Source organism: Solibacillus sp. FSL K6-1523, assembly GCF_038005225.1.
Lineage (GTDB): Bacteria > Bacillota > Bacilli > Bacillales_A > Planococcaceae > Solibacillus.
Genome location: NZ_JBBOSU010000001.1, coordinates 2819032 through 2838573 on the forward strand (window position 1 = coordinate 2819032; position 19542 = coordinate 2838573).

Below are 19542 nucleotides of genomic sequence, written 5' to 3' on the forward strand. Positions count from 1 at the left end.
AATTCCCCGTTCATTCTTTAGCAACTGGCAAAACCATACGCCTTTCCCTCCTCGTCCCATCACGCATCACAACTTTCACTAATATTTCATTATTATCGACTAGTAAATTCCACGATCCCACATAAGGTAAGAGGATTTCATTCCCACCTAAATTGGAGCGTTTACGAATATGCAATTCAGAACGATCAAAAACAAAATACTTCCCATCTTCCGCATCAAGTAACTCCATTTGTAAACTAGAGCTAGAATTCAGCATCCCGGTTACCGAACGTGCATTGTACTGATTTAAATCATAAATAAATAACTCCCAATTGACTTCATCCTTCATTTTGTCCAGGTTAATAATATCTCGAAACCAAAAAATTAAGAGTAAGCTTATATTGGCAAATAAAATAAAAATCATGAGTTGAAAAATACTTTCCAAAAATGTAAAGCCCTGTTCATTTCGCAAATACCCATTCTTTACACGCATAGTTCATATTCCTCTAAATCGGCATCATACTTGACACAAACTGAACCTAAATCAAAATTCCAAAAGTATGAAATACCTTCAATCTCTTGCACGCCACTCCATTCGCCATATCTTTGCTGCAGTAATGCGCCATTGAAAGCCACTTCAGCCGCATGTGTTTGCCGTTTTTGTCCCTCCAACTGCTGTTTCATATGGAAAGTTAGCGGAACGAGGCTCGCACTTAGAAAAAATAAAATCACAACAGCTAACAATGCCTCGACAAACGAAAAGCCTTGTTCAGTCATCCCTTGTTAACCTTCCTTTCCCTATGTTAATTTTGTAGCCATACATTTCCTCCTCATAATAAAAAGCCATGCTTCCGAACGATTGCAAATTGCCATTGACTCGAAAATGTAACCTCGGATTCGGTGTGGATACATGGAATTCCATCCCTTCTGGAAGTTGCATCGTATCAATCACTTCCGCGCCTACATAATACCTAATAACTAATTTTGTATTATCATACACATCCATTACGATAGCCTTTTGTTCTTCAATCGCTGTCATTTGTGCCATGCGAATTAATAATTCCACTTCGTCCATCGTTTTTAATACGGTGAGCCGATTAAGTTTACTATTTGAAAAATAAAATATGGATGAACATAAAATTACCATAATGGCTAGTACGATTAACATTTCCAATAAAGTAAAACCACGTTCGTTGCGAAGGTATCGTTTAATCTCCACTCACTTGTGCGGCTGATTCAACCTTCCCCTCTGCGTCAATCGTTACTTGCTCCCCATTTGGACATTCTTTATTCGTTTCTGGCACATAGCCTGCCGTCACTAAATCATCCATCGACGTTGGAAAGCTTTTATTTTCCAACTTATAGGCCTCGACTTGTCCTTGTATCATCACAACGTAGGCATCACACCCCTTTTCATCAATAGATGCGAAATGTTTGGATACATTGGGTATCGTAATTAGAATTAAAATCGAGATAATTAAAAGAACAACTAGCATTTCCACCAAAGTAAAACCACGTTCATTTTTCATGTTTTTTCCCCTCTCAAATAAAATCTAATACGTCATACATCGGAAGCAATATGCTCAAATACGCAGCAATTACACAGGCTGCAATAATCATAAATAATAGTGGCTGAATCATTGTCATCAAAAAGCGGATTGTCACCTGTAAACGAGTATCTAATAGCTCACAATATAAAATCAATTCACGCCCAAGCATGCCACTCGATTCCCCGTGTGCGATAAAATGCTCAAACTTTGGATAAAAGTAGCCATCGATTTGAACTGCTTCCGCTAATGTATCTCCTAAAACCACTTTTTCTTGTAGTACTTGCGCGACATAAGCTATTTGAATTTGGTGTTCCTGTTTTTTTAAATGGCCGAGCGCATGCTGTAAGGAAAAGCCTGCAAGTAGTAAATTTCCTAATACTCTTGAAAAATGCCGGGTTAATAATAATTTCCAAAAGTGGCCAAGCAAAGGGATTTTAAAGAGGAGAGATAACTGAAGATCCACACGTTTTCGTTTAATATAAAAAATAAAAGCGGCTACCACACTTAATAAAATTGCTACTAATACAATGATATAATCAGGCATATGCAAAAAGAATTTAGACCATTGCACACTTGTCGACGTATCATTTTGAGCTCTGGATGTAACCATTGTTGAGATATTTGGTAAAAAAAATGTCCGGAAGGCGAGAAATAATCCCATTAAAAATACAAATAACAAAACGGGATAGGATAGCACCTTCACTAATTTCGATTTCATTTCTTGTTGAAATGTTAGCTGCTGGGAAACAATCTGAACAGTTTCCGCTAACTGACCCGTCAATTCTGCTAATTCAATCGACACCAAATACTGTTTTTCCAAGCCTAAAAGTTTTAAAACCTGTGTAGCACCTCCACCATCATGAAGTACCTCTTTCACACTTTCTTGCATTTCTTCATATTGCTTCATATGAAACGGTAACAGCATTTGAATGCAATGCGCGAATGTATAACCTTCTTTTAGAAGATCCCCTATTCGTTCTAAAAATGTTGGAAAATCTGACACTTTTGCTTTACGAAAACTTATAACACTAAAATTTGCAACACGCCCCCTAAGAAGAGGTAGGTTCATACAATTTCACCCCTAATTTTGCCCTTTGACCAGCTAATGTTTGCTCATAGGGAAGCGTATATTTTCGGTGCTGGGCGATTTCATTTAAAGCGGTTTCTAGCGTAGCTTCAGAAAGTATTTCAAACAACGCTTTTTGCTCATCTTGCTCTGTACTGATCAACGTTTGCGAAACAACGGCAATGAGCATTTGACGCATCTCCTCCACTGAAACCTCTAAATCCATCAAGCGGTACAAACAATTGATTGTATCCTTGGCATGAATCGTTGAAATGACTAAATGACCTGTAAATGCGGCTTGAATGGCAATTTTCGCGGTTTCTTTATCACGAATTTCTCCAACCATAATAACATCCGGAGAATGGCGTAAAATCGCCTTTAGCCCCGCTGCATACGTAACACCTGCGCGCTCATTTACTTGAATTTGTAACAGTTGCTCCTGGCTACTTTCTACTGGGTCTTCGAGTGATATAACGTGACGAGATAACTCGTTGGAACAATATTGTACAAGCGAATACAGAGAAGTTGTTTTTCCAGAACCGGTTGCACCACTTATTAGCAATAAACCTTGCGATTGCGTAATAAGCTCACATAGCTCCGTTGCAGTTTTTGTGTCATAACATAGAGTTGAAATGGGAAGTGTGTAATTTTGACGTAATAAACGAATGGCTAAACTCTCTTTTTGAAAGGCTGATGGCAAAGTGGAAATTCGGAAGGAATAGAAATGGTCATTAAGCTGTTTTTGAAAAGCACCACTTTGAGGTTTACGTTTCTCACTAATATCTAAGGAGGATAAAAACTTGAAATAAGAAATCATTCTTTTGGCAATATCACTCTGAAGTTCACCAGCATGAATAAACTGTCCATATTTCCGAAACATAATTTTGTACTGATGTTCCCCTGGTAGTAAATGCAAATCAGATGCATCAAAATGGCTCGCCCTTAACAATAACTGCTCACACTTATGTTTTATAATAGATTCTTGTTCCATAATAACGCCTCTCTTCATCTTTTTTTCATAAAGGATACCGCAAAACTATCTTAGCGTTATTATATATTGAAAAAATACGAAAACCTATCGAATGATAAAAAGTTTCTTTTTGCACATTATTTTCAATTGAAATCGACCATTCCGATATAAAATATGGTAAAATAATCCTAAGATTTAAAATATAATTCATTATATATAAATGAAGAATAAGTGAGGTGATAACAATGATACATCCTATCAAAATAACAAGTACATTAGCAGATGAAACGCGTTTTTCCATCTATGAATATATGTTACAGCATAAAAAACACTTTACTGTACAAAATATCGCAGACGAATTTAAAATCCACTCCAATGTTGCTCGACTACATTTAACGAAACTTGCGGAAATTGGCGCCATTTCATCGGAATATTTAAAAACAGGAAAAGGCGGTCGCCCAGGTCGTGTATACAAAGTGAAACAAGACGGCATCACGATTAGCTTCCCCCGCCGTGATCATTCTCTTTTATTAAAATGGTCATTAGATTTAATCGCTGAGTTAGGTGAGGTTGCGTTAGAAAAAGCAAATCAGCTTAGCTATGAGGATGGCAAATTGTTTATTCAGGAATTACTAAGCGAACGAAAACATCGATTACCACTTCCATTTGAAGAAAAAATCAAAATTTTAACGAATTCCGCAAAGCTTATTGGCTATATTCCAGAAATAAAAGAACATGACAATACAAAAACAATTATTTTCTCCATTTATAATTGCCCATTCCACGATCAAATTGCCCGACATGGAAAGATTGTTTGTTCGCTACACGAATCGTATTTACGCGGTCAAGTAGAAGTATTATTCAAAACAAAGGTATTTTCTCAGTTCGAAAGCATGCTCCATTCATGTGACTTCTGCAACTATAAAATTTCCATTCACGAATAATTAGACATCACTATGCGGTCAAAAATAGAAACTTTTAATACGAATTTACGTTGAATGTAATATTGGAAAGATGACATTAAAAAAAGTGGGGAAACGGGAATCGACATTTCTTGATAGCGCGGTACTTTAATATGTAAAAAATTCCACTTGTTTGTCACAACAATTCCATAACTTGCAGTTTACTTTATAGCGCATCATGTTTTATAATAGATAGGAGATTATTCGATTTTATGCAAAAGGAGGGGAATTCTTCAATGAGCAATATGTATAAAGTTATGGCATTCTGGACTGCTATTTTCGCCGTTATGTTCTACCTTGGTGGTATGAATGAGGTTTCGCTATTATTCTTAGGTAATACTGGTTTATTCTTATTATTAGGCTTCTTAAATCTTTCAGAGCGCATGTACATGTACATCTTCGGTGCGTATTTAACAGTTTTCTTTGCAGGATTTACGTACTATACAACGTTCTTACACACTCCAGGTGGAGGACACTAATACGCAACACAAAACCGACTAGTCAAATTGGCTAGTCGGTTTTTGATTTCATATTTGAACAACTACTCAGTACTACCAGCTCACTAAGGAACAAAGGCTAAGCCCGTCACGACCTGTGACAACGCCTTTGTGACCAACCTCGTGTTGGCCTAAAAACCATTAAGAAACGGGTTTGCATCCATTTCAGCTGCTGGTGTTGTGTAATTACCATGACCTGGATAAATAATCGTATCCTCTGGTAAAGACAATAATTTATCATGAATGGACTGCACTAATGTTTTCATCGACCCCCCGATTAAATCCGTACGCCCAACGCTGCGTTCAAATAGCGTATCCCCGACAATTGCAAATCCATCCTCTTTAAAAATAAACGATATACTTCCTGGTGAATGCCCTGGTGTATGCACTACTTCAAATGTAAAATCACCAATTGTAAGTGGTCCTTCTTGACGGAGGATATGCGCTTCATTTGGCGCCTTTACAACATAATTTGGAAGCTCAGCATATTTCCCTGAGCCATTTTTTAACGGATCTGCAAGCCAGCTCACTTCTTTTTCATGCACATAAAGCGGAAGATCCTCAAAAGCTTCTCTTACCGTGTCAACAGCACCAATATGATCAAAATGGGTATGCGTTAATAAAATTGCTAAAGGCTTTAATCCGTTTTTGCGTAACGTACTTATTAAAAAGTCCGCTTGTTCACCTGGATCAAAAATTAAACATTCTTTCTTTTTATTACTCACTATGTAACAATTTGTTTGTATTGGTCCAAGTGGGTAAACACGGACATTATAGTTAACCATCATAATTCCTCCTACTTTATCAGTTATTACATCTTTTCAATTATATCAATTATCTATTTCAATGAAAACATTCGTTCATATAAACGTCATTTTTAGTTCTCGACAAACGAACTGGAAACCTTTACAATAAAGGAGGAATATTGTTTGCGACATTATTTGTTAATGTCGAAAGGAGTGGCAATTTTAATGAACTTATTAATGATTATTTTCGGTTTAGTTGCATTGTTAGGCGTAGTTGGCATATTCCAATCAATCAAAGAAAAAAACATTTTAGCAATTGCTTTTAACGCAGCAGCTGCAGGTGTATTTGGTTGGTTCGTAATCATGACGGTTTTAAACCAAGGCTATCCACCAACTAACTAATTAATGGCAAAAAACGTATCGCTTTTATAGCGGTACGTTTTTTGTTTTTCTAAAGAAACAGGAAAAGCGCCTCAATTAAGAGACGCTTTTCTTTATTTAACAGAATCGATTTTTAAATTCCCTGTTTTTTCATCATAGAAACGAAGTAAGTCTCCGTTAATAATCGCATCGTTATACTGTAATTCTTTCGTAGCACGATCGATATACGGCTGACAGTTTTCCACTTCAATTTCATCCCCCGTTGCACGGTCATAACAAGCCTCACTCGCATAAACTAACTCGTCTGTGATGATGCGCCCGTCACGGAAAATAACGAAATCCTCATGTTCCTCAGAAAATAAATCTGCCCCAAGTTGCATATCCTTCGACGTATCAATACCAAGTAAATGCAATATCGTTGGGCGAATATCTAATTGTCCTGATACTGTATCCATCACTTGTCCATCATTAGAACCTGGAATATGGATGTAAAATGGAACTGCTTGTAATAAAGCACTGTCCATTGGTGTAATTTCTTCTTTACCTAAATATTGCGCCATTGCTTTATTATGGTTTTCTGAAATTCCGTAGTGGTCACCATACATCACAATAATTGAATTTTCATAGATTCCTTGCTCTTTTAAATCATCAAAGAATTCTTTAACCGCTTCATCTAAATAACGAACGGTTTGGAAATAACGATTTAATGTGCCAGAATTTGAATCAAACTCCGGAATTAAAATATCCTCTTCATCCAAGTAGAATGGATAGTGATTTGTTAATGTTATTAAACGACTGTAAAACGGTTGAGGCATTTCCGCCATAAGCTTTGCTGATTGATCAAAGAACGGAATATCTTTCAGTCCCCAGTTTACAGACTCTTCTTCTTTTACCTCATACGACTCCACATCATAGAATTTATCGATGTTAAATGACTGATAAATCATATCACGGTTCCAAAACGACTTGTTATTGGCATGCATGACATTTGTAAAGTAACCATTTTCTCCTAGTCGCTCCGCAAATGAATTATACGTGTTCCCACCATGTGTGAAGAATACCGCCCCTCGGCCTAAACCAAATAGCGAGTTTTCAAAAATAAATTCAGAGTCAGATGTTTTCCCTAACCCCGTTTGATGATAGAAATCATTGAAATAATAAGTGTCTTTATCTTGCGTTAATGAATTAAGGAATGGTGTGATTACTTCTCCATTCATTTCATTGTTAATGACAAACGTTTGTAACGATTCTAACGAGATTGCAATGACATTACGTCCCTCGTATTTACCAAGCATTTTTACATTTGGCTCTGCTTGATTTGCACGTACATAGTTATTCACTTCAACTAATTCACTGCCATCCGCTAATGCACGTTGAGCAGAAGATTTCGATTGGATATAAATATCATATAGATGATAATTGTACGTCCCTAAGTTTTTCACTAATAATTCACGGTCAAAGCTTCGTGTTAATAGCTGTGGACGCTCAGTTTCTGCTAACCCTAAGTTTAAAAAGAAAACAGCAGTGGCCATTACGAAATAAGCTTTACGTCCATCTTTACGAATTGGTAACAAATCACCATCATTTTTTGGAATAAATTTAACTGCGATTAACAAAATAAATACATCCATAAAGTATAATATATCTATCGGGTTAATAATTTCCATTGCGGACGTTCCCAGTCCACTAAAGTTGCTCGTTTGGAATAGAACTGGCAAAGTTACAAAGTCATTGTAGAAACGATAAAATGCTACGTTTCCGTATAGTACGAATGCGAGCACAATGCTCCCACCTACGATATAGCGATTTCTCGTCTTTTGCGTTTTGAAAAATAATGAAAGGCCGTAAAAGAATAATAAGAAGCTAATTGGATTAATGAACAAAATAAAAGTTTGCATCATATTTTCTAACTTCATATCAAAACTTGTCTCATAAACGATAACCGTTTTAATCCAAGTTGCTATTACAGCAATCGCTAATATCGAATGTTTAGGCCATTTAAAAGATTTCATTTCCTAACATCCTCTCCTCATAATCAAACTCGTTATTTAGTATATTTCTATTTAAAAATAGTAACTTTCAATGAAACAAAATATATCTTAATCTTTTTTATTTATTTTATCAATCATTTTGTTTTGAAAATTACTCTAGTAATAAGTACGTTTAACTTTTAAAAAGGTTTCATGACAAAACATAAAACAGCGGTAAATTCCGCTGTTTTATGGTCATACAATCAAAAATAAGATCAATTACGCCTCGGCGTAATTGCGTCCAGATTTTTTCGAGCTCGCTCGAAAAGCTTCCCTTAAAAAATCTGTGACATCTGCCGGGGCTTAACTTGATTCAGCCAGGGTTTGAACCCCAACGCAAGTAAAATTACATTTTCGGCATTCATCCTCCACTTATAGAAGTAGGGGACTTCTGCTGAATTAAGTTAAAGTAATTTATATTTTATGGATGGCATCGGGATTTCCTTATTCAACTGAAACTTCCCTATCACAATCTCTATTATTATACTACAATTGATTTGTTTTGGCTTCTTTTATCTTTCTTTCCTCTTGGCGTAAGATTAACATCGCCATTTGGTAGTCTTTAAGATCTAAAAAATTAGCCTTGTATAATTCTTTTATTTCATCTTCCATTAAATACAAATCACCAATGCGGTCACGCGTGTATATATAAATACCGTATCGTTTTAATAACTCAATAATATCTAACATTGATTGCATAATTGTTCCCCCTGTGAACTATTGAAAGTTCAATCGTCCTTTATCCGTAATTAGTATATGAATCGGAATATCATGTGGTTCTTTCGGAATTTGATCCATTAATTGTTCTTCAAAAGCTAAGGATATTAACTCACCTTGAAATGATGGTAAGTAGCGATCATAATATCCGCCTCCAAAGCCAATGCGATAACCACTGTTATCAAAAATGACACCCGGTACTATAATAACATCAATTTTATTTTTTTCCACAAGTTCCGTCTGCGCAGGTATTGGCTCTAAAATATTTTTAAAGACACGCTCCGTTTGCATAAAACTGTTAATTGCATAAAATGCCATTGTACGATCTGCTGGTTCACATTTTGGAACGACTACGCGCTTTCCTAATTGCCAAAGTTGCTCGATAATAGCCGTTGTATCTACTTCTGGTTGGTTGCTAATTGTTATGGCAATTGTTTTTGCATTTCGAATCACTTGCTCGTCAAATAACTTTTTGGCAATTACAAGCGAACGGTTTCGATAGTCACTTGTCGACATTTGGTTTAACTGTTGTATAACCCGAATGCGTAGCTGCTTCTTTTCCATACGATTCCCCTACTCTCAAAAGTTTACACAACGGCTCTCCTTCAAAAGATAAGCCCCTATAGTATATATGAATCCAAAAAATTCAACTCCTGCTCAATTGGCGCGAGTTGAGTACTTTCTTCTATGTATATATCTATGAAATAGTCTACTCTTCTATTCATAAAAAAGGTCTAAATGAGACAAATTGAAAGTAAAAAGCCAAAACCAACAAGTGGTTCTGGCTAATTGAGCAATTACTTTGTTTCACGGTGAGTAGTGTATTTCTTCTCACGTGAGCAATATTTTTTAAGTTCAAGACGCTCTGGATTGTTACGCTTGTTCTTTTTTGAAATATAGTTACGTTCGCCGCAGTCTGTGCAAGCTAAAGTAATGTTTACGCGCATCATTAACCCTCCCACTCTAATTCAAGAATTCTAATTTAAAATTGAGCATGATTTATACGACTTACCCATTATAACATGTTTTATAAATAAATCCAGTTGTTATTTAATAATTGATTAAACTTTTTTAAGAAAAATTGTCCTTTATAATAAGTAGAAAGTGCAATTGGCTGTTTAACTACTTCATTGACGTTCAAACAATCATTGCAGGAAATAACGTCGAGGTGCCATTAATATGATAAAATAGATGTTAGAAACGTTCAATACTAGGAGGACTCAAAGTGGATATCTCAACAATTATTATGATAATCGGAATCGTTTTTATTATTATTTCCATGTTCTTAAAAGATAAATCACATAAAATAGAGAACGATTTAGAAGACTTATCAATTAATATTTATCAAGAAACAAATGCACTAAAGCGACGTATTAAAACAGTAGAAGAGGAACTTTTAGTCGAACCAAACTTCCAAATTCAACCGAAGAAAAAATCGCCTGCGAGACAAAAGGACGCAATGGAGACCTTTCAACAAGTAGCTGCCCAAGTAAAGGCCGCTCAAGTATACGGTTCCCAAACGACACCACCCGCGCCGATAACACAAGAAACAAAACCGATTAATGGGATTTTAGTAAGCCAAGTGCTTGCTTTAAATGAACAGGGTCATTCGATTGAAGAAATTAGTATACGCTCCACATTAACGCATACACAAATCCAATCCATTCTTGCTACGGGAGGCCGTTTATGAAAACTTCCTTACGTGCATTTGGGATCGGTTTATTTCTAGCTGGCGCAAGTTTTACGTTGTACGAAAAATTCGGACCGAGTGCCACAACACAAGACATTTCCCAATATGAAGAACAAATTGCCGCATACGAACAACAAATCGACAGTCTAGAACAGCAGCTCCAAAAAGAAAACACGGTAACCTCTACAGTAAAAGAATCTGAAAATCATGATGCAAAAAAGGAGCAGCCGACCGATAGCGATTCAAAAGAAAAAGATATCATTACGCGCACGATTTACATATACGAAAACATGTCGCTTTATGAAATTGGTCAGCAACTAGAAGCAGAGCAAATCGTAAAAAATGGGCGCGAAATCGAACTCTACTTGTCAAAGCCTGAGTTTTCACGTTCCATCCAAAAAGGTGCATTTGATTTACACTCCGATATGACGATCGATGAAATTGCTAAAACACTGACGGGTAAAAAATTGGACTAATATTGTCCGTCCATAATAATAGCATTTCTTATTTTAATCGAAGAAGTAAGACCATTAAGATACCGTTTCCTATTTTAAAAAAACGCATTCGAAAAAATCCATTTCGAATGCGTTTTTTTCATTAAATCAATTACACAACGGCGTAATTGCGTCCAGATTTTTTTCGAGCGAGCCCTAAGTTCGTCGCGTCCATCCGACAACGGCTAACTGACCTGCATCACGCAGGCCTCCTAAAGAATCTGTGACATCCGCCGGGGCTTAACTAGATTTAGTAGGGGTTTTGCCCCCACTAAATTTAGTTAAAATAATCCCTAACAAATGAAATAAATTGTTCGGTTGCGGATGATTTCTTTGTATTGTCTAAATAGACCATACCAATTGCGCGTTTGCAATTTTCCGCATCCACCGGAATCATTTGTACCTCATATTGTTCGATCCCTTTAATAGATGGAATTAAAGAAACACCTAACCCACTTTCCACTAGCCCAGCTAACGTATGTACCTCTTCCCCTTCAAACGCCACATTTAACGAAAAACCTTCTTGTTGAAATAGCTCATCCACTGAGTTGCGCAAAGAATTCCCCTTTTTGATTGTAATAAATGGACGATGAGCAAACTCCTCAACCTTGATTGACTTCTTTTTGCTTAGGGCATCATTTTTCGGCACAATTAAAAATAATTCCTCTTCCCATAACTTTTCCCAAAAAATATGCGATTTATAATCAAGTGAGGAAATCAAACATAAATCCAATTGCCCATCTTCAAGTTTTTCTAGTAATACTCCTGAATTATTTTGCGTCAATTGAAATTTCATGTTCGGATAAACAGCCCGAATATCGGTCATTAAAGCTGGTATAACTTTAAGACCGAGTGTATGCATAAAGCCAATTGCAACTTCCCCATAGCCTGGTGAGATGATATTGTGTAAATCTTCTCGCGCCTTATCATAATCGCGCAATAGTTGCTCTGTGCGTTCTAAAAAAAAGCGTCCGTAACGATTTAATCGAATTGTTCGGCCTTGTCGGTCAAATAATTGAATTCCTAGACTGTCCTCTAATTGGGAAATCGATTTACTTAAGGCTGGCTGTGTAATATGAAGTTGTTCTGCTGCTCGTGACATATTTTCATAATGCGCAACCGTTTTAAAATAGATTAACGGTAATAATTCCATATTTCATTTTCCCCTTATTACTTTTATTTATAAGCGACATAAAAACAATGAATTATCCTTATTATGACACGTTCCTTATACTGAAGTGAATAGATTACCAAATTTAGTATGGATTGTGAGGGTTCGTTGATGAATTACATACAAAAAGGAACAAAACAATTTACACTTACGAACTTAGCTTTATTTGCAGCTGGATTTATAACTTTCGCCAATCTTTACGTAACACAGCCTTTATTACCACAGTTTGCACATGATTACGATGTATCTCCAGCTGTTGCAAGTCTATCACTTTCTGTTGCTACTTGCGTACTAGCCTTTAGTTTAATCCTGTTTGGGTCATTATCAGAAGCTTGGGGGCGAAAAAAATTAATGATTGTTTCCATCATTGCCACTTCATTTCTTACAATCACCCTTGCCTTCGCTCCAACATTTGAAATATTATTACTGCTCCGAATTATACAAGGCTTTGTATTTGCAGGTGTGCCAGCAATTGCTATGGCGTATTTAGGGGAAGAAATGGAACCGGCTAGCCTAGGTGTGGCAATGGGCTTATACATTAGCGGGAATGCGATTGGGGGACTTTCTGGGCGTGTCATTATGGGCATGATGACAGACTTCTTTAATTGGCAAATGGGCATGATTTTTTTAGGATTACTTAGCTTAATCATTTGTCTTTATTTCATTTGGGCTTTGCCGCCTTCGAAACACTTTAAGCCGCGCCCACTTCAATTGAAAGCGATGACGCAATCATTATGGCAACATGTAAAAGATCCAAGTCTCATTTGCTTATTCGGTATTGCTTTTACACTTATGGGCAGCTTTGTTACAATGTTCAACTATATTGGATTTAAACTTCTTGATGCGCCATACAATTTAAGTGCAACTGTTGTCGGATGGATTTTCATCGTTTATTTAGTTGGTTCATGGAGTTCTGCATGGTTTGGTAGCTTATCCGATCGTTTTGGTCGACAACGTGTTCTTTACATCGGTATCTTCATAATGATGAGCGGTGGGTTACTTACATTACCGGAAAGCTTATACGTAAAAATAATTGGCATTACCGTGTTTACATTCGGATTTTTCGGCTCGCATTCAATTGCCAGTGGTTGGGTGAGTCGCCGCGCCATAAAAGACAAAGCTCAAGCTTCATCGCTTTATTTATTTGCTTACTATTTGGGATCAAGTTTTGGGGGGACTTTAGGTGGTGTCTTTTGGGTGCGCTACGGCTGGATTGGCATAATCGTGTACATTACAAGCGCGTTAACTATCACTTTTACACTTGCTGCCGTCATCCATTATATCAATCAATCGCAGGAAACGGTTCAAACGAGAGTCCAAACATAAAAAAATGCAGGTTCATTCTTCTTATCCGAATGAACCTGCATTTTTTCTTATTATTGTCGAACCCAAGTAAGTCCTAGTGTTCCTTCACCAGCATGTACGCCAACGCAAGCTGAAAGTGGTGTTGGTGTAAAGTTAATTGTCGGAAATTGAACTTTCAAATCCTTTATCCACTCTACCGCACCAGCTTCATTGTTACAGTTAATAACCGCCACTTCTAGTACGGGTGATTTTATAATCGCTTCTTGCAAACGCTCAACCGCAAACTTCTTAGCGCGTTTGTCTGCTCGAACTTTTTGAATCACTTCTACTCCGCCTGCTTCATTGTAGGCAATGACTAATTTGATGTTTAACAAATTACTTAAAAACATCGCCGTTCCTGATACACGACCACTTTTATGTAGTTGCTCGAAGCTCGCTGGAATGAACATTAACTCTGATTTTTCACATAGCGCTTCAATTTGCTGCACAATTTGCTCTGGTTCAAGGCCTTGTTTTTCAAGTTCCATTCCTCTTTCCAACATTACTTGCATTGGATAAGAACCGATTTTCGAATCAATCGCATAGGTTTTGAACCCTGCTTGCTCAGCGGCCATTGGAGAACTGACAACCGTGCCTGATAATTGCTCAGAAGTATGGATGGCGATGGCACAATCATAGCCCTCTTCCTTCAATTTTTCATATAAGGCAACATGGTCACCAAATGCAGGCTGTGATGTTTTTGGATGTTGTTTTGCATTACGCAATTTATGATAAAATTCGTCATGTGTCATATCAACTGTTTCACGTAGAGCGCCCTCTTCAAATATAATATTTAATGCCAATACATGGACATGATGTTTTTCTATAAATTCTTCTGTTAATAACGCTGCTGTGTCTGTAACCCATGCAATCTTTTTTGCCATAAATCGTGAGCCCCTTGAATATGTATTTTAACTCTCCACAAAATGTATAGGAGAAAACGTTTTCACCATAGTGACATTTGTCATATTCAAATAATCTTTCGAGGAGAAGGACATTTTTTCGACATTTTTCTACAGTATAAGAATTTGATATATTCGCCTTATTATTTTACAGTTTGGATGAAATTGGGTACGATAATCATAGTATGTATTCTTTTTTTACTAAATCATCGGTCAATTTATTTTCGAGGAGGGATCGAATGAATCTTTATGATATTGCAGTGCGCACTGCAAATCATGAGCAATATTTATTAGAAAAATATAAAGGTAATGTCCTGCTCATCGTGAATACTGCCAGTAAATGTGGCTTTACGAAGCAGTTTACACAATTAGAGGCGCTATTCCAAAAATACAAAGACCAAGGTTTCACCGTTTTAGGCTTCCCATCTGATCAATTTAAACAGGAATTTCAAACTGGCGAAGAAGCTGCAAAGTTTTGCCGCCTCGATTACGGCGTATCATTCCCGATGCATGAAATTGTCAAGGTAAATGGACCTGATGCCCATCCGCTATTTCAATATTTAACATCGGAAAAAAAAGGCTTTTTAGGACAAGCTATTAAATGGAACTTCACAAAATTTTTAGTCGATCGCGAAGGCAATGTTATAAAACGTTATGCTCCTGTCGATACTCCCTTTGTGGCTGAGAAGGAAATTGTCGAATTATTATAAAACGCTTTCAAATTTGTAAGCTTAATACTTTGACGGTAGTATACTCGTATACTATAATGAACTTATCTTCGTAATAGAAGAGTAATTCATATAAAAATTTTAGTAATTAGGGAGTGTTTATTTATGGGTCGTTTAGACAATAAAGTAGCAATTATTACAGGTTCAGCACAAGGTATGGGTGCTGCTCACGCAAAACTTTTCGTAGAACAAGGGGCAAAAGTTGTTTTAACAGACTTAAATGAAGAAAAAGGACAAGCATTTGCTGCTGAACTAGGCGAAAACGCAATTTTCGTTAAACAAAACGTTGCAAGTGAAGAAGATTGGGCGACAGTTGTTGCTAAAGCTGAAGAAGCATTCGGTCCAGTAAACGTATTAGTAAACAACGCTGGTATTACAATGGCGAAAAGCATGTTCGACGTATCAGTTGAAGAATACCGTCGCATCGTTGACATTAACCAAGTATCAGTATTCTTAGGTATGAAAACAGTAGCACCTTCAATGGAGAAAGCTGGCGGCGGTTCAATCGTTAACATTTCTTCATTAAACGGTTTAGTAGCTGGTGCAATTGGTTACACAGATACGAAATTCGCAGTTCGTGGTATGACTAAATCAGCGGCAATCAGCTTAGCGCCAAAAGGCATTCGCGTAAACTCTGTACACCCAGGTGTTATCGCTACGCCAATGACTGTTCAAGAAGATACAAAAGCAGCTGTTGAAGAATTCGCTAAATACATTCCATTAAAACGCGTTGCACAACCAGAAGAAGTTTCAAACATGGTAGCATTCTTAGCTTCTGATGATTCAAGCTACTCTACAGGTTCTGAATTTGTTATTGACGGCGGGATTTCAGCTCAATAATCTTTTCGAAATCATCAAAAAATCGAATTGTTATACAGTCAGTTCCCAATCTTGTATTGGGGACTGGCTGTTTTATTTTGATTGCGTGTGTACATTATTTTCATTTTCTAAATTTGCTTTGAAAAATAAAAGATCAACACCGTTATATTTCGGGTTGATCTTTTATTTTTGATTTACACGTTAAATTTATTTATTTCGTCCTTCACAGACAGTGCCTCTTCGCTCAAACTTTTTGCCACAGCACTTAGCTCTTGTATCGTTGCTGCTTGTTCTTCTACAGTAGCGGTAATGTCTTCCGATTGTTTAGCAATTATATTTGCTGAAGAAGACAGTTCATTGACAGATGCAGCCACCTCTTCTGTACTTGCAGAAATTTGTTGCGTAGAAGCAGAAACATCTTCAATTTGATCTGTCATTTCTTCAATTCCACCCATTATTTCAGCAAAGGCAGTTTCTGCATTTTGAATAAATTGGACACCTTCATTAACATTAAGCACTGTTACTTGTACAGCATTTTCCACGTCTTTCGTGTTGTGCTGAATATTCGTGACTAACTCGACAATTTGATTGGCAGAGCTCTTTGATTGTTCTGCTAGCTTACGAACCTCATCGGCTACAACCGCAAATCCTTTACCATGCTCACCTGCTCGAGCCGCTTCAATTGCTGCATTGAGCGCCAGAAGATTCGTTTGTTCTGTAATGTCTGTAATAACTTTCGTAATCGTAACAATCTCAACGGATTGGGCACTTAGTTGTTGAATACGCTCATTTGTCTCTTGAGAGGAATGTTGAATAATCTTCATTTGGTCTTCAGCAGTGTGTAGTGTTTTTTCTCCCTCATGTGCAATGGATTGTGTATTAATAGCTTTCGTATGCAGTAATTGTGTAGCTTCTGCAATACGTTGGACACCGTGTGCTGTTTCATCCATCGCAATCGAACTTTCACGTCCAGTCGCAGCTGCTTGGTTATTACGCGTTGCCATCATTTCTACACGTTTGGCAATGTCACGTGAAGTGTGTGATATCCCTTCCGTACTTGCTGCTAATTCTTCCGTAGCTAATGTTGAATGCTCTATATTCGCGGTCACACTGTGAATAAACTTTTGTAAATTGCCCTTCATCAAATTAAATGACCCTGCCAAATTTTTAATTTCATCATTCGTTTTAACTTCGATATCTCCCTGACGTAAATCACCCTTTGCAATGATTTCCGCCGCCGCAGCCATTTTATTAATCGGTACAATAATTGAGCGCGCGAATAATATGCCAACAATGATACAAGCGACTAAAATAATAGAAAATATCACTAAAAATGAATTCTTATTATCGTTAATAAGGTTTTCAACATTTTCTAATGAGTTTTGCATTTCTGTAATATTTTTTTGCTGAAAAACCGTTACTTTTTCATTAATTTCGATGGATGTCGTATCGAATTCTAACATAATTTGATTGCCTAGTTCCGGACCCATTTCAATATAGCTATTCGCCATCTTTTTTCCAGTCGCATAATACGCATCAAAAGCTACTAAAATTTCTTCTAATTTTCCCTTATCTTGTGGGTGCAAGCTTTGAAGTTGAGCCAAATTATTTTTAAAAATTTGACTGTACTCCTCCGCAAGTTCAAAGCCATCATCTAAACCATTTTGAGCACGTGTTGCACTAATATCTGTTAAGTATTGTTGTACTTGCACTACCGCTAATTTCATCTCGTCTGCTAGTAACATAGCTTGAAGCGTTTCTTCTTTCATTTGTTGAATATGTGCAAGTTGTGATTTTGAATTTTGTTGTTGCAAAAAGCCCATCAAAATGACGAGGCATACGATCAAACCGAAAGCTACAATACTTCTTACTTTAATAGTCAAGGTATTCACTCCTCGTTTCTCTCTAAGTAGATTAACATCTCTTTCTAAACCATACACGCACATAGAGAGATTAAAAAGGGGTAAATTAGTACTTTTTCCAACATTTTTAACCGATTCAAGAAAAAAACTGTATAGCGGTCAAACTTGCTCCACCATACAGGATTTATTTTGCTCTATCGCCTTCCACTTCTTCTACTCATTTATCTTCTTTACGTTGGCTTTCTTCCAAATAAAGTAACAAATTGAGATAAAGAGCAGCCACGGGAATCCGAGTGTTAATGTGGCTTTAAAATCAGGTGAAAACCACGTTGATAAAACAACTGAAGCTAGAAGAACAGCTCCAAGTATCGTTAAATAAGGGAATCCAATCATTCTCACCGGTAATTTACGTCCATTCGTTGCATTCCATTTCCGTCTGAAAAATAGATGTGTGACAAAAATCATAAACCAAGCAAACATGGCGCCAAAACTAGAAAGTGAAATCATTAAGGCGAAAGCCGAATCAGGTTTTACCACGGTGAAAATTGTTGCGAAGACAATGCCAATAACGGAAGTAAATAATGCAATAGATGGCACAGATTTCTTGTTTAGTTTTCCAAGTATTTTCGGAGCAAAGCCACCACGAGACAATGAAAACATCATACGTGTAGAAATATATAATTGACTATTCATAGCTGAAAGTGCCGCCACAAGGACTACGAAATTCATAATGGCTGCTGCACCTGGAATATTTACAATTTCCATTACTTTAACAAATGGGCTTTTATCCACCCCAGCCGCACCCCAAGGAACAATCATTAACATAAGCGATAGTGTTAACAAATAAAATAACACGAGACGGACAACTGCTGAACGAAGCGCAATTGGAACTGCCTTTTCTGGATCCTTTGCTTCTCCCGCACTAACTGCAATCATTTCAATACTTAAGTAACTAAATAACGAAATAAATACAGCAATCCACATTCCCCACAGTCCGTTCGGGAAGAATCCGCCATCATTCGAATAATTTTGGATACCTATCGCTGATGAGCTATCCGCACCAACGATTACATAAACCGCTAAAATAATAAATCCAACAATCGCTGCGATTTTTATTACCGAAAACCAATATTCAACAGTTCCAAACATCTTAACGCTCGTTAGGTTGACATAGATTAAAATAGCTGCGAATACTATAATCCACACAATTGCAGGAACTGTAGGGAACCAATATTTCATATATACCGCAACAGCCGTGACTTCTGTTCCAATTGCACAAACTAAACTAAACCAGTAAGAATAGCGAACACTAAAACCTGCCCATGGGTTAATATAACGTTCTGCATATGCCCCAAATGAACCTGTAACAGGATGAGCCACTGTCATTTCTGCCAAACAGCCCATTAATAATAGTGCAATCAATGCACCAATGGCATAACTAATGATGACACTCGGACCCGCCAAACCAATAGCCAAGCCACTCCCTAAAAATAACCCAGTTCCGATTGCACCACCAATAGCAATCATCGTCAATTGACCTGTCGTTAAACTACGATTTAACCCTTTTTCCCGTTCGATAATATCTTGAAAACTATTGTCATTTTTCATAACGAACTCCTCCCGTTCCTAAATAG

General features: G+C 37.0%; 23 protein-coding genes. 8 read left to right on the forward strand and 15 right to left on the reverse strand.

Going from position 1 to position 19542, the window contains the following annotated elements:
* Positions 1-10: 10 nt before the first annotated feature.
* The 6 genes from comGF to comGA are packed head-to-tail and all read right to left on the reverse strand — an operon-like array spanning position 11 to position 3589.
* Positions 11-472, reverse strand: a complete 462-nt coding sequence (comGF, locus tag MHI10_RS13570) for a competence type IV pilus minor pilin ComGF (protein ID WP_340786201.1) — start codon at positions 470-472, stop codon at positions 11-13.
* Positions 463-756 (reverse strand): type II secretion system protein, encoded by a 294-nt coding sequence (locus MHI10_RS13575; RefSeq protein WP_340786203.1) that lies wholly within the window; start codon positions 754-756, stop codon positions 463-465. The genes comGF and MHI10_RS13575 overlap by 10 nt, the downstream gene beginning before the upstream one ends.
* A complete protein-coding gene (gene comGD, locus MHI10_RS13580) occupies positions 749-1198 on the reverse strand; it encodes a competence type IV pilus minor pilin ComGD (protein ID WP_340786206.1) in 450 nt (149 codons plus the stop codon). The genes MHI10_RS13575 and comGD overlap by 8 nt, the downstream gene beginning before the upstream one ends.
* Complete coding sequence (gene comGC, locus MHI10_RS13585; RefSeq protein ID WP_340786208.1) at positions 1188-1508, reverse strand: competence type IV pilus major pilin ComGC; 321 nt, start codon at positions 1506-1508, stop codon at positions 1188-1190. The genes comGD and comGC overlap by 11 nt, the downstream gene beginning before the upstream one ends.
* 13 nt (positions 1509-1521) lie before the next feature.
* On the reverse strand, positions 1522-2598 hold the full coding sequence (comGB, locus tag MHI10_RS13590) for a competence type IV pilus assembly protein ComGB (protein ID WP_340786210.1): 1077 nt from the start codon (positions 2596-2598) through the stop codon (positions 1522-1524).
* Positions 2579-3589, reverse strand: a complete 1011-nt coding sequence (gene comGA / locus MHI10_RS13595) for a competence type IV pilus ATPase ComGA (protein ID WP_445683226.1) — start codon at positions 3587-3589, stop codon at positions 2579-2581. Before comGA ends, comGB begins: the two co-directional genes overlap by 20 nt.
* A 221-nt stretch (positions 3590-3810) precedes the next feature.
* Here comGA and MHI10_RS13600 point away from each other — a divergent pair, with 221 nt between their 5' ends.
* Both MHI10_RS13600 and MHI10_RS13605 read left to right on the forward strand, forming a co-directional pair.
* The gene (locus MHI10_RS13600; protein WP_340786215.1) at positions 3811-4509 is read left to right on the forward strand and encodes a helix-turn-helix transcriptional regulator; all 699 of its coding nucleotides are present in this window, start codon (positions 3811-3813) and stop codon (positions 4507-4509) included.
* A 254-nt stretch (positions 4510-4763) separates the two neighbouring features.
* Positions 4764-5006, forward strand: coding sequence for a DUF2626 family protein (locus MHI10_RS13605; RefSeq protein WP_340786217.1), 243 nt, complete (start codon positions 4764-4766; stop codon positions 5004-5006).
* A gap of 149 nt (positions 5007-5155) precedes the next feature.
* Here the strand turns inward: MHI10_RS13605 and MHI10_RS13610 are convergent, their stop codons facing one another.
* On the reverse strand, positions 5156-5809 hold the full coding sequence (locus MHI10_RS13610) for an MBL fold metallo-hydrolase (protein ID WP_340786219.1): 654 nt from the start codon (positions 5807-5809) through the stop codon (positions 5156-5158).
* Between the two features lie 186 nt (positions 5810-5995).
* On the opposite strand from MHI10_RS13610, the gene MHI10_RS13615 reads away from it, so the two are divergent.
* Positions 5996-6172, forward strand: a complete 177-nt coding sequence (locus MHI10_RS13615) for a DUF2759 domain-containing protein (protein WP_340789241.1) — start codon at positions 5996-5998, stop codon at positions 6170-6172.
* Between the two features lie 92 nt (positions 6173-6264).
* Here MHI10_RS13615 and MHI10_RS13620 read toward each other — a convergent pair whose 3' ends face one another.
* From MHI10_RS13620 to rpmG, 4 genes are all read right to left on the reverse strand, one after another.
* A complete protein-coding gene (locus tag MHI10_RS13620; protein ID WP_340786220.1) occupies positions 6265-8163 on the reverse strand; it encodes an LTA synthase family protein in 1899 nt (632 codons plus the stop codon).
* 504 nt (positions 8164-8667) lie between these two features.
* Positions 8668-8880: a YqgQ family protein gene (locus tag MHI10_RS13625; RefSeq protein ID WP_340786221.1), complete on the reverse strand. Its 213-nt coding sequence runs from the start codon at positions 8878-8880 to the stop codon at positions 8668-8670.
* A gap of 18 nt (positions 8881-8898) precedes the next feature.
* Positions 8899-9462 (reverse strand): 5-formyltetrahydrofolate cyclo-ligase, encoded by a 564-nt coding sequence (locus MHI10_RS13630; RefSeq protein ID WP_340786224.1) that lies wholly within the window; start codon positions 9460-9462, stop codon positions 8899-8901.
* A 233-nt stretch (positions 9463-9695) separates the two neighbouring features.
* Positions 9696-9845, reverse strand: a complete 150-nt coding sequence (gene rpmG / locus MHI10_RS13635; protein ID WP_053582877.1) for a 50S ribosomal protein L33 — start codon at positions 9843-9845, stop codon at positions 9696-9698.
* A gap of 278 nt (positions 9846-10123) precedes the next feature.
* On the opposite strand from rpmG, the gene MHI10_RS13640 reads away from it, so the two are divergent.
* Entirely contained in the window at positions 10124-10588 is a 465-nt protein-coding gene (locus MHI10_RS13640; protein WP_340786227.1) for a hypothetical protein, read from the forward strand.
* The gene (locus tag MHI10_RS13645) at positions 10585-11064 is read left to right on the forward strand and encodes a hypothetical protein (protein ID WP_340786229.1); all 480 of its coding nucleotides are present in this window, start codon (positions 10585-10587) and stop codon (positions 11062-11064) included. Before MHI10_RS13640 ends, MHI10_RS13645 begins: the two co-directional genes overlap by 4 nt.
* Before the next feature lie 295 nt (positions 11065-11359).
* Here MHI10_RS13645 and MHI10_RS13650 read toward each other — a convergent pair whose 3' ends face one another.
* Positions 11360-12235 (reverse strand): LysR family transcriptional regulator, encoded by an 876-nt coding sequence (locus tag MHI10_RS13650; RefSeq protein WP_340786230.1) that lies wholly within the window; start codon positions 12233-12235, stop codon positions 11360-11362.
* Between the two features lie 129 nt (positions 12236-12364).
* Here MHI10_RS13650 and MHI10_RS13655 point away from each other — a divergent pair, with 129 nt between their 5' ends.
* Positions 12365-13579, forward strand: a complete 1215-nt coding sequence (locus MHI10_RS13655; protein ID WP_340786231.1) for an MFS transporter — start codon at positions 12365-12367, stop codon at positions 13577-13579.
* Between the two features lie 50 nt (positions 13580-13629).
* On the opposite strand, the gene MHI10_RS13660 is transcribed toward MHI10_RS13655, so the two are convergent.
* Positions 13630-14481 (reverse strand): DegV family protein, encoded by an 852-nt coding sequence (locus MHI10_RS13660; protein WP_340786234.1) that lies wholly within the window; start codon positions 14479-14481, stop codon positions 13630-13632.
* A 257-nt stretch (positions 14482-14738) separates the two neighbouring features.
* Here MHI10_RS13660 and MHI10_RS13665 point away from each other — a divergent pair, with 257 nt between their 5' ends.
* Together MHI10_RS13665 and MHI10_RS13670 are read left to right on the forward strand one after the other, a co-directional pair.
* Positions 14739-15209, forward strand: coding sequence for a glutathione peroxidase (locus MHI10_RS13665; protein ID WP_340786238.1), 471 nt, complete (start codon positions 14739-14741; stop codon positions 15207-15209).
* A 123-nt stretch (positions 15210-15332) separates the two neighbouring features.
* Complete coding sequence (locus tag MHI10_RS13670; protein WP_340786240.1) at positions 15333-16067, forward strand: glucose 1-dehydrogenase; 735 nt, start codon at positions 15333-15335, stop codon at positions 16065-16067.
* A 173-nt stretch (positions 16068-16240) separates the two neighbouring features.
* On the opposite strand, the gene MHI10_RS13675 is transcribed toward MHI10_RS13670, so the two are convergent.
* On the reverse strand, positions 16241-17929 hold the full coding sequence (locus MHI10_RS13675) for a methyl-accepting chemotaxis protein (protein ID WP_340786244.1): 1689 nt from the start codon (positions 17927-17929) through the stop codon (positions 16241-16243).
* A gap of 192 nt (positions 17930-18121) precedes the next feature.
* Positions 18122-19516, reverse strand: coding sequence for an amino acid permease (locus tag MHI10_RS13680; protein WP_340786247.1), 1395 nt, complete (start codon positions 19514-19516; stop codon positions 18122-18124).
* Positions 19517-19542: the final 26 nt, after the last annotated feature.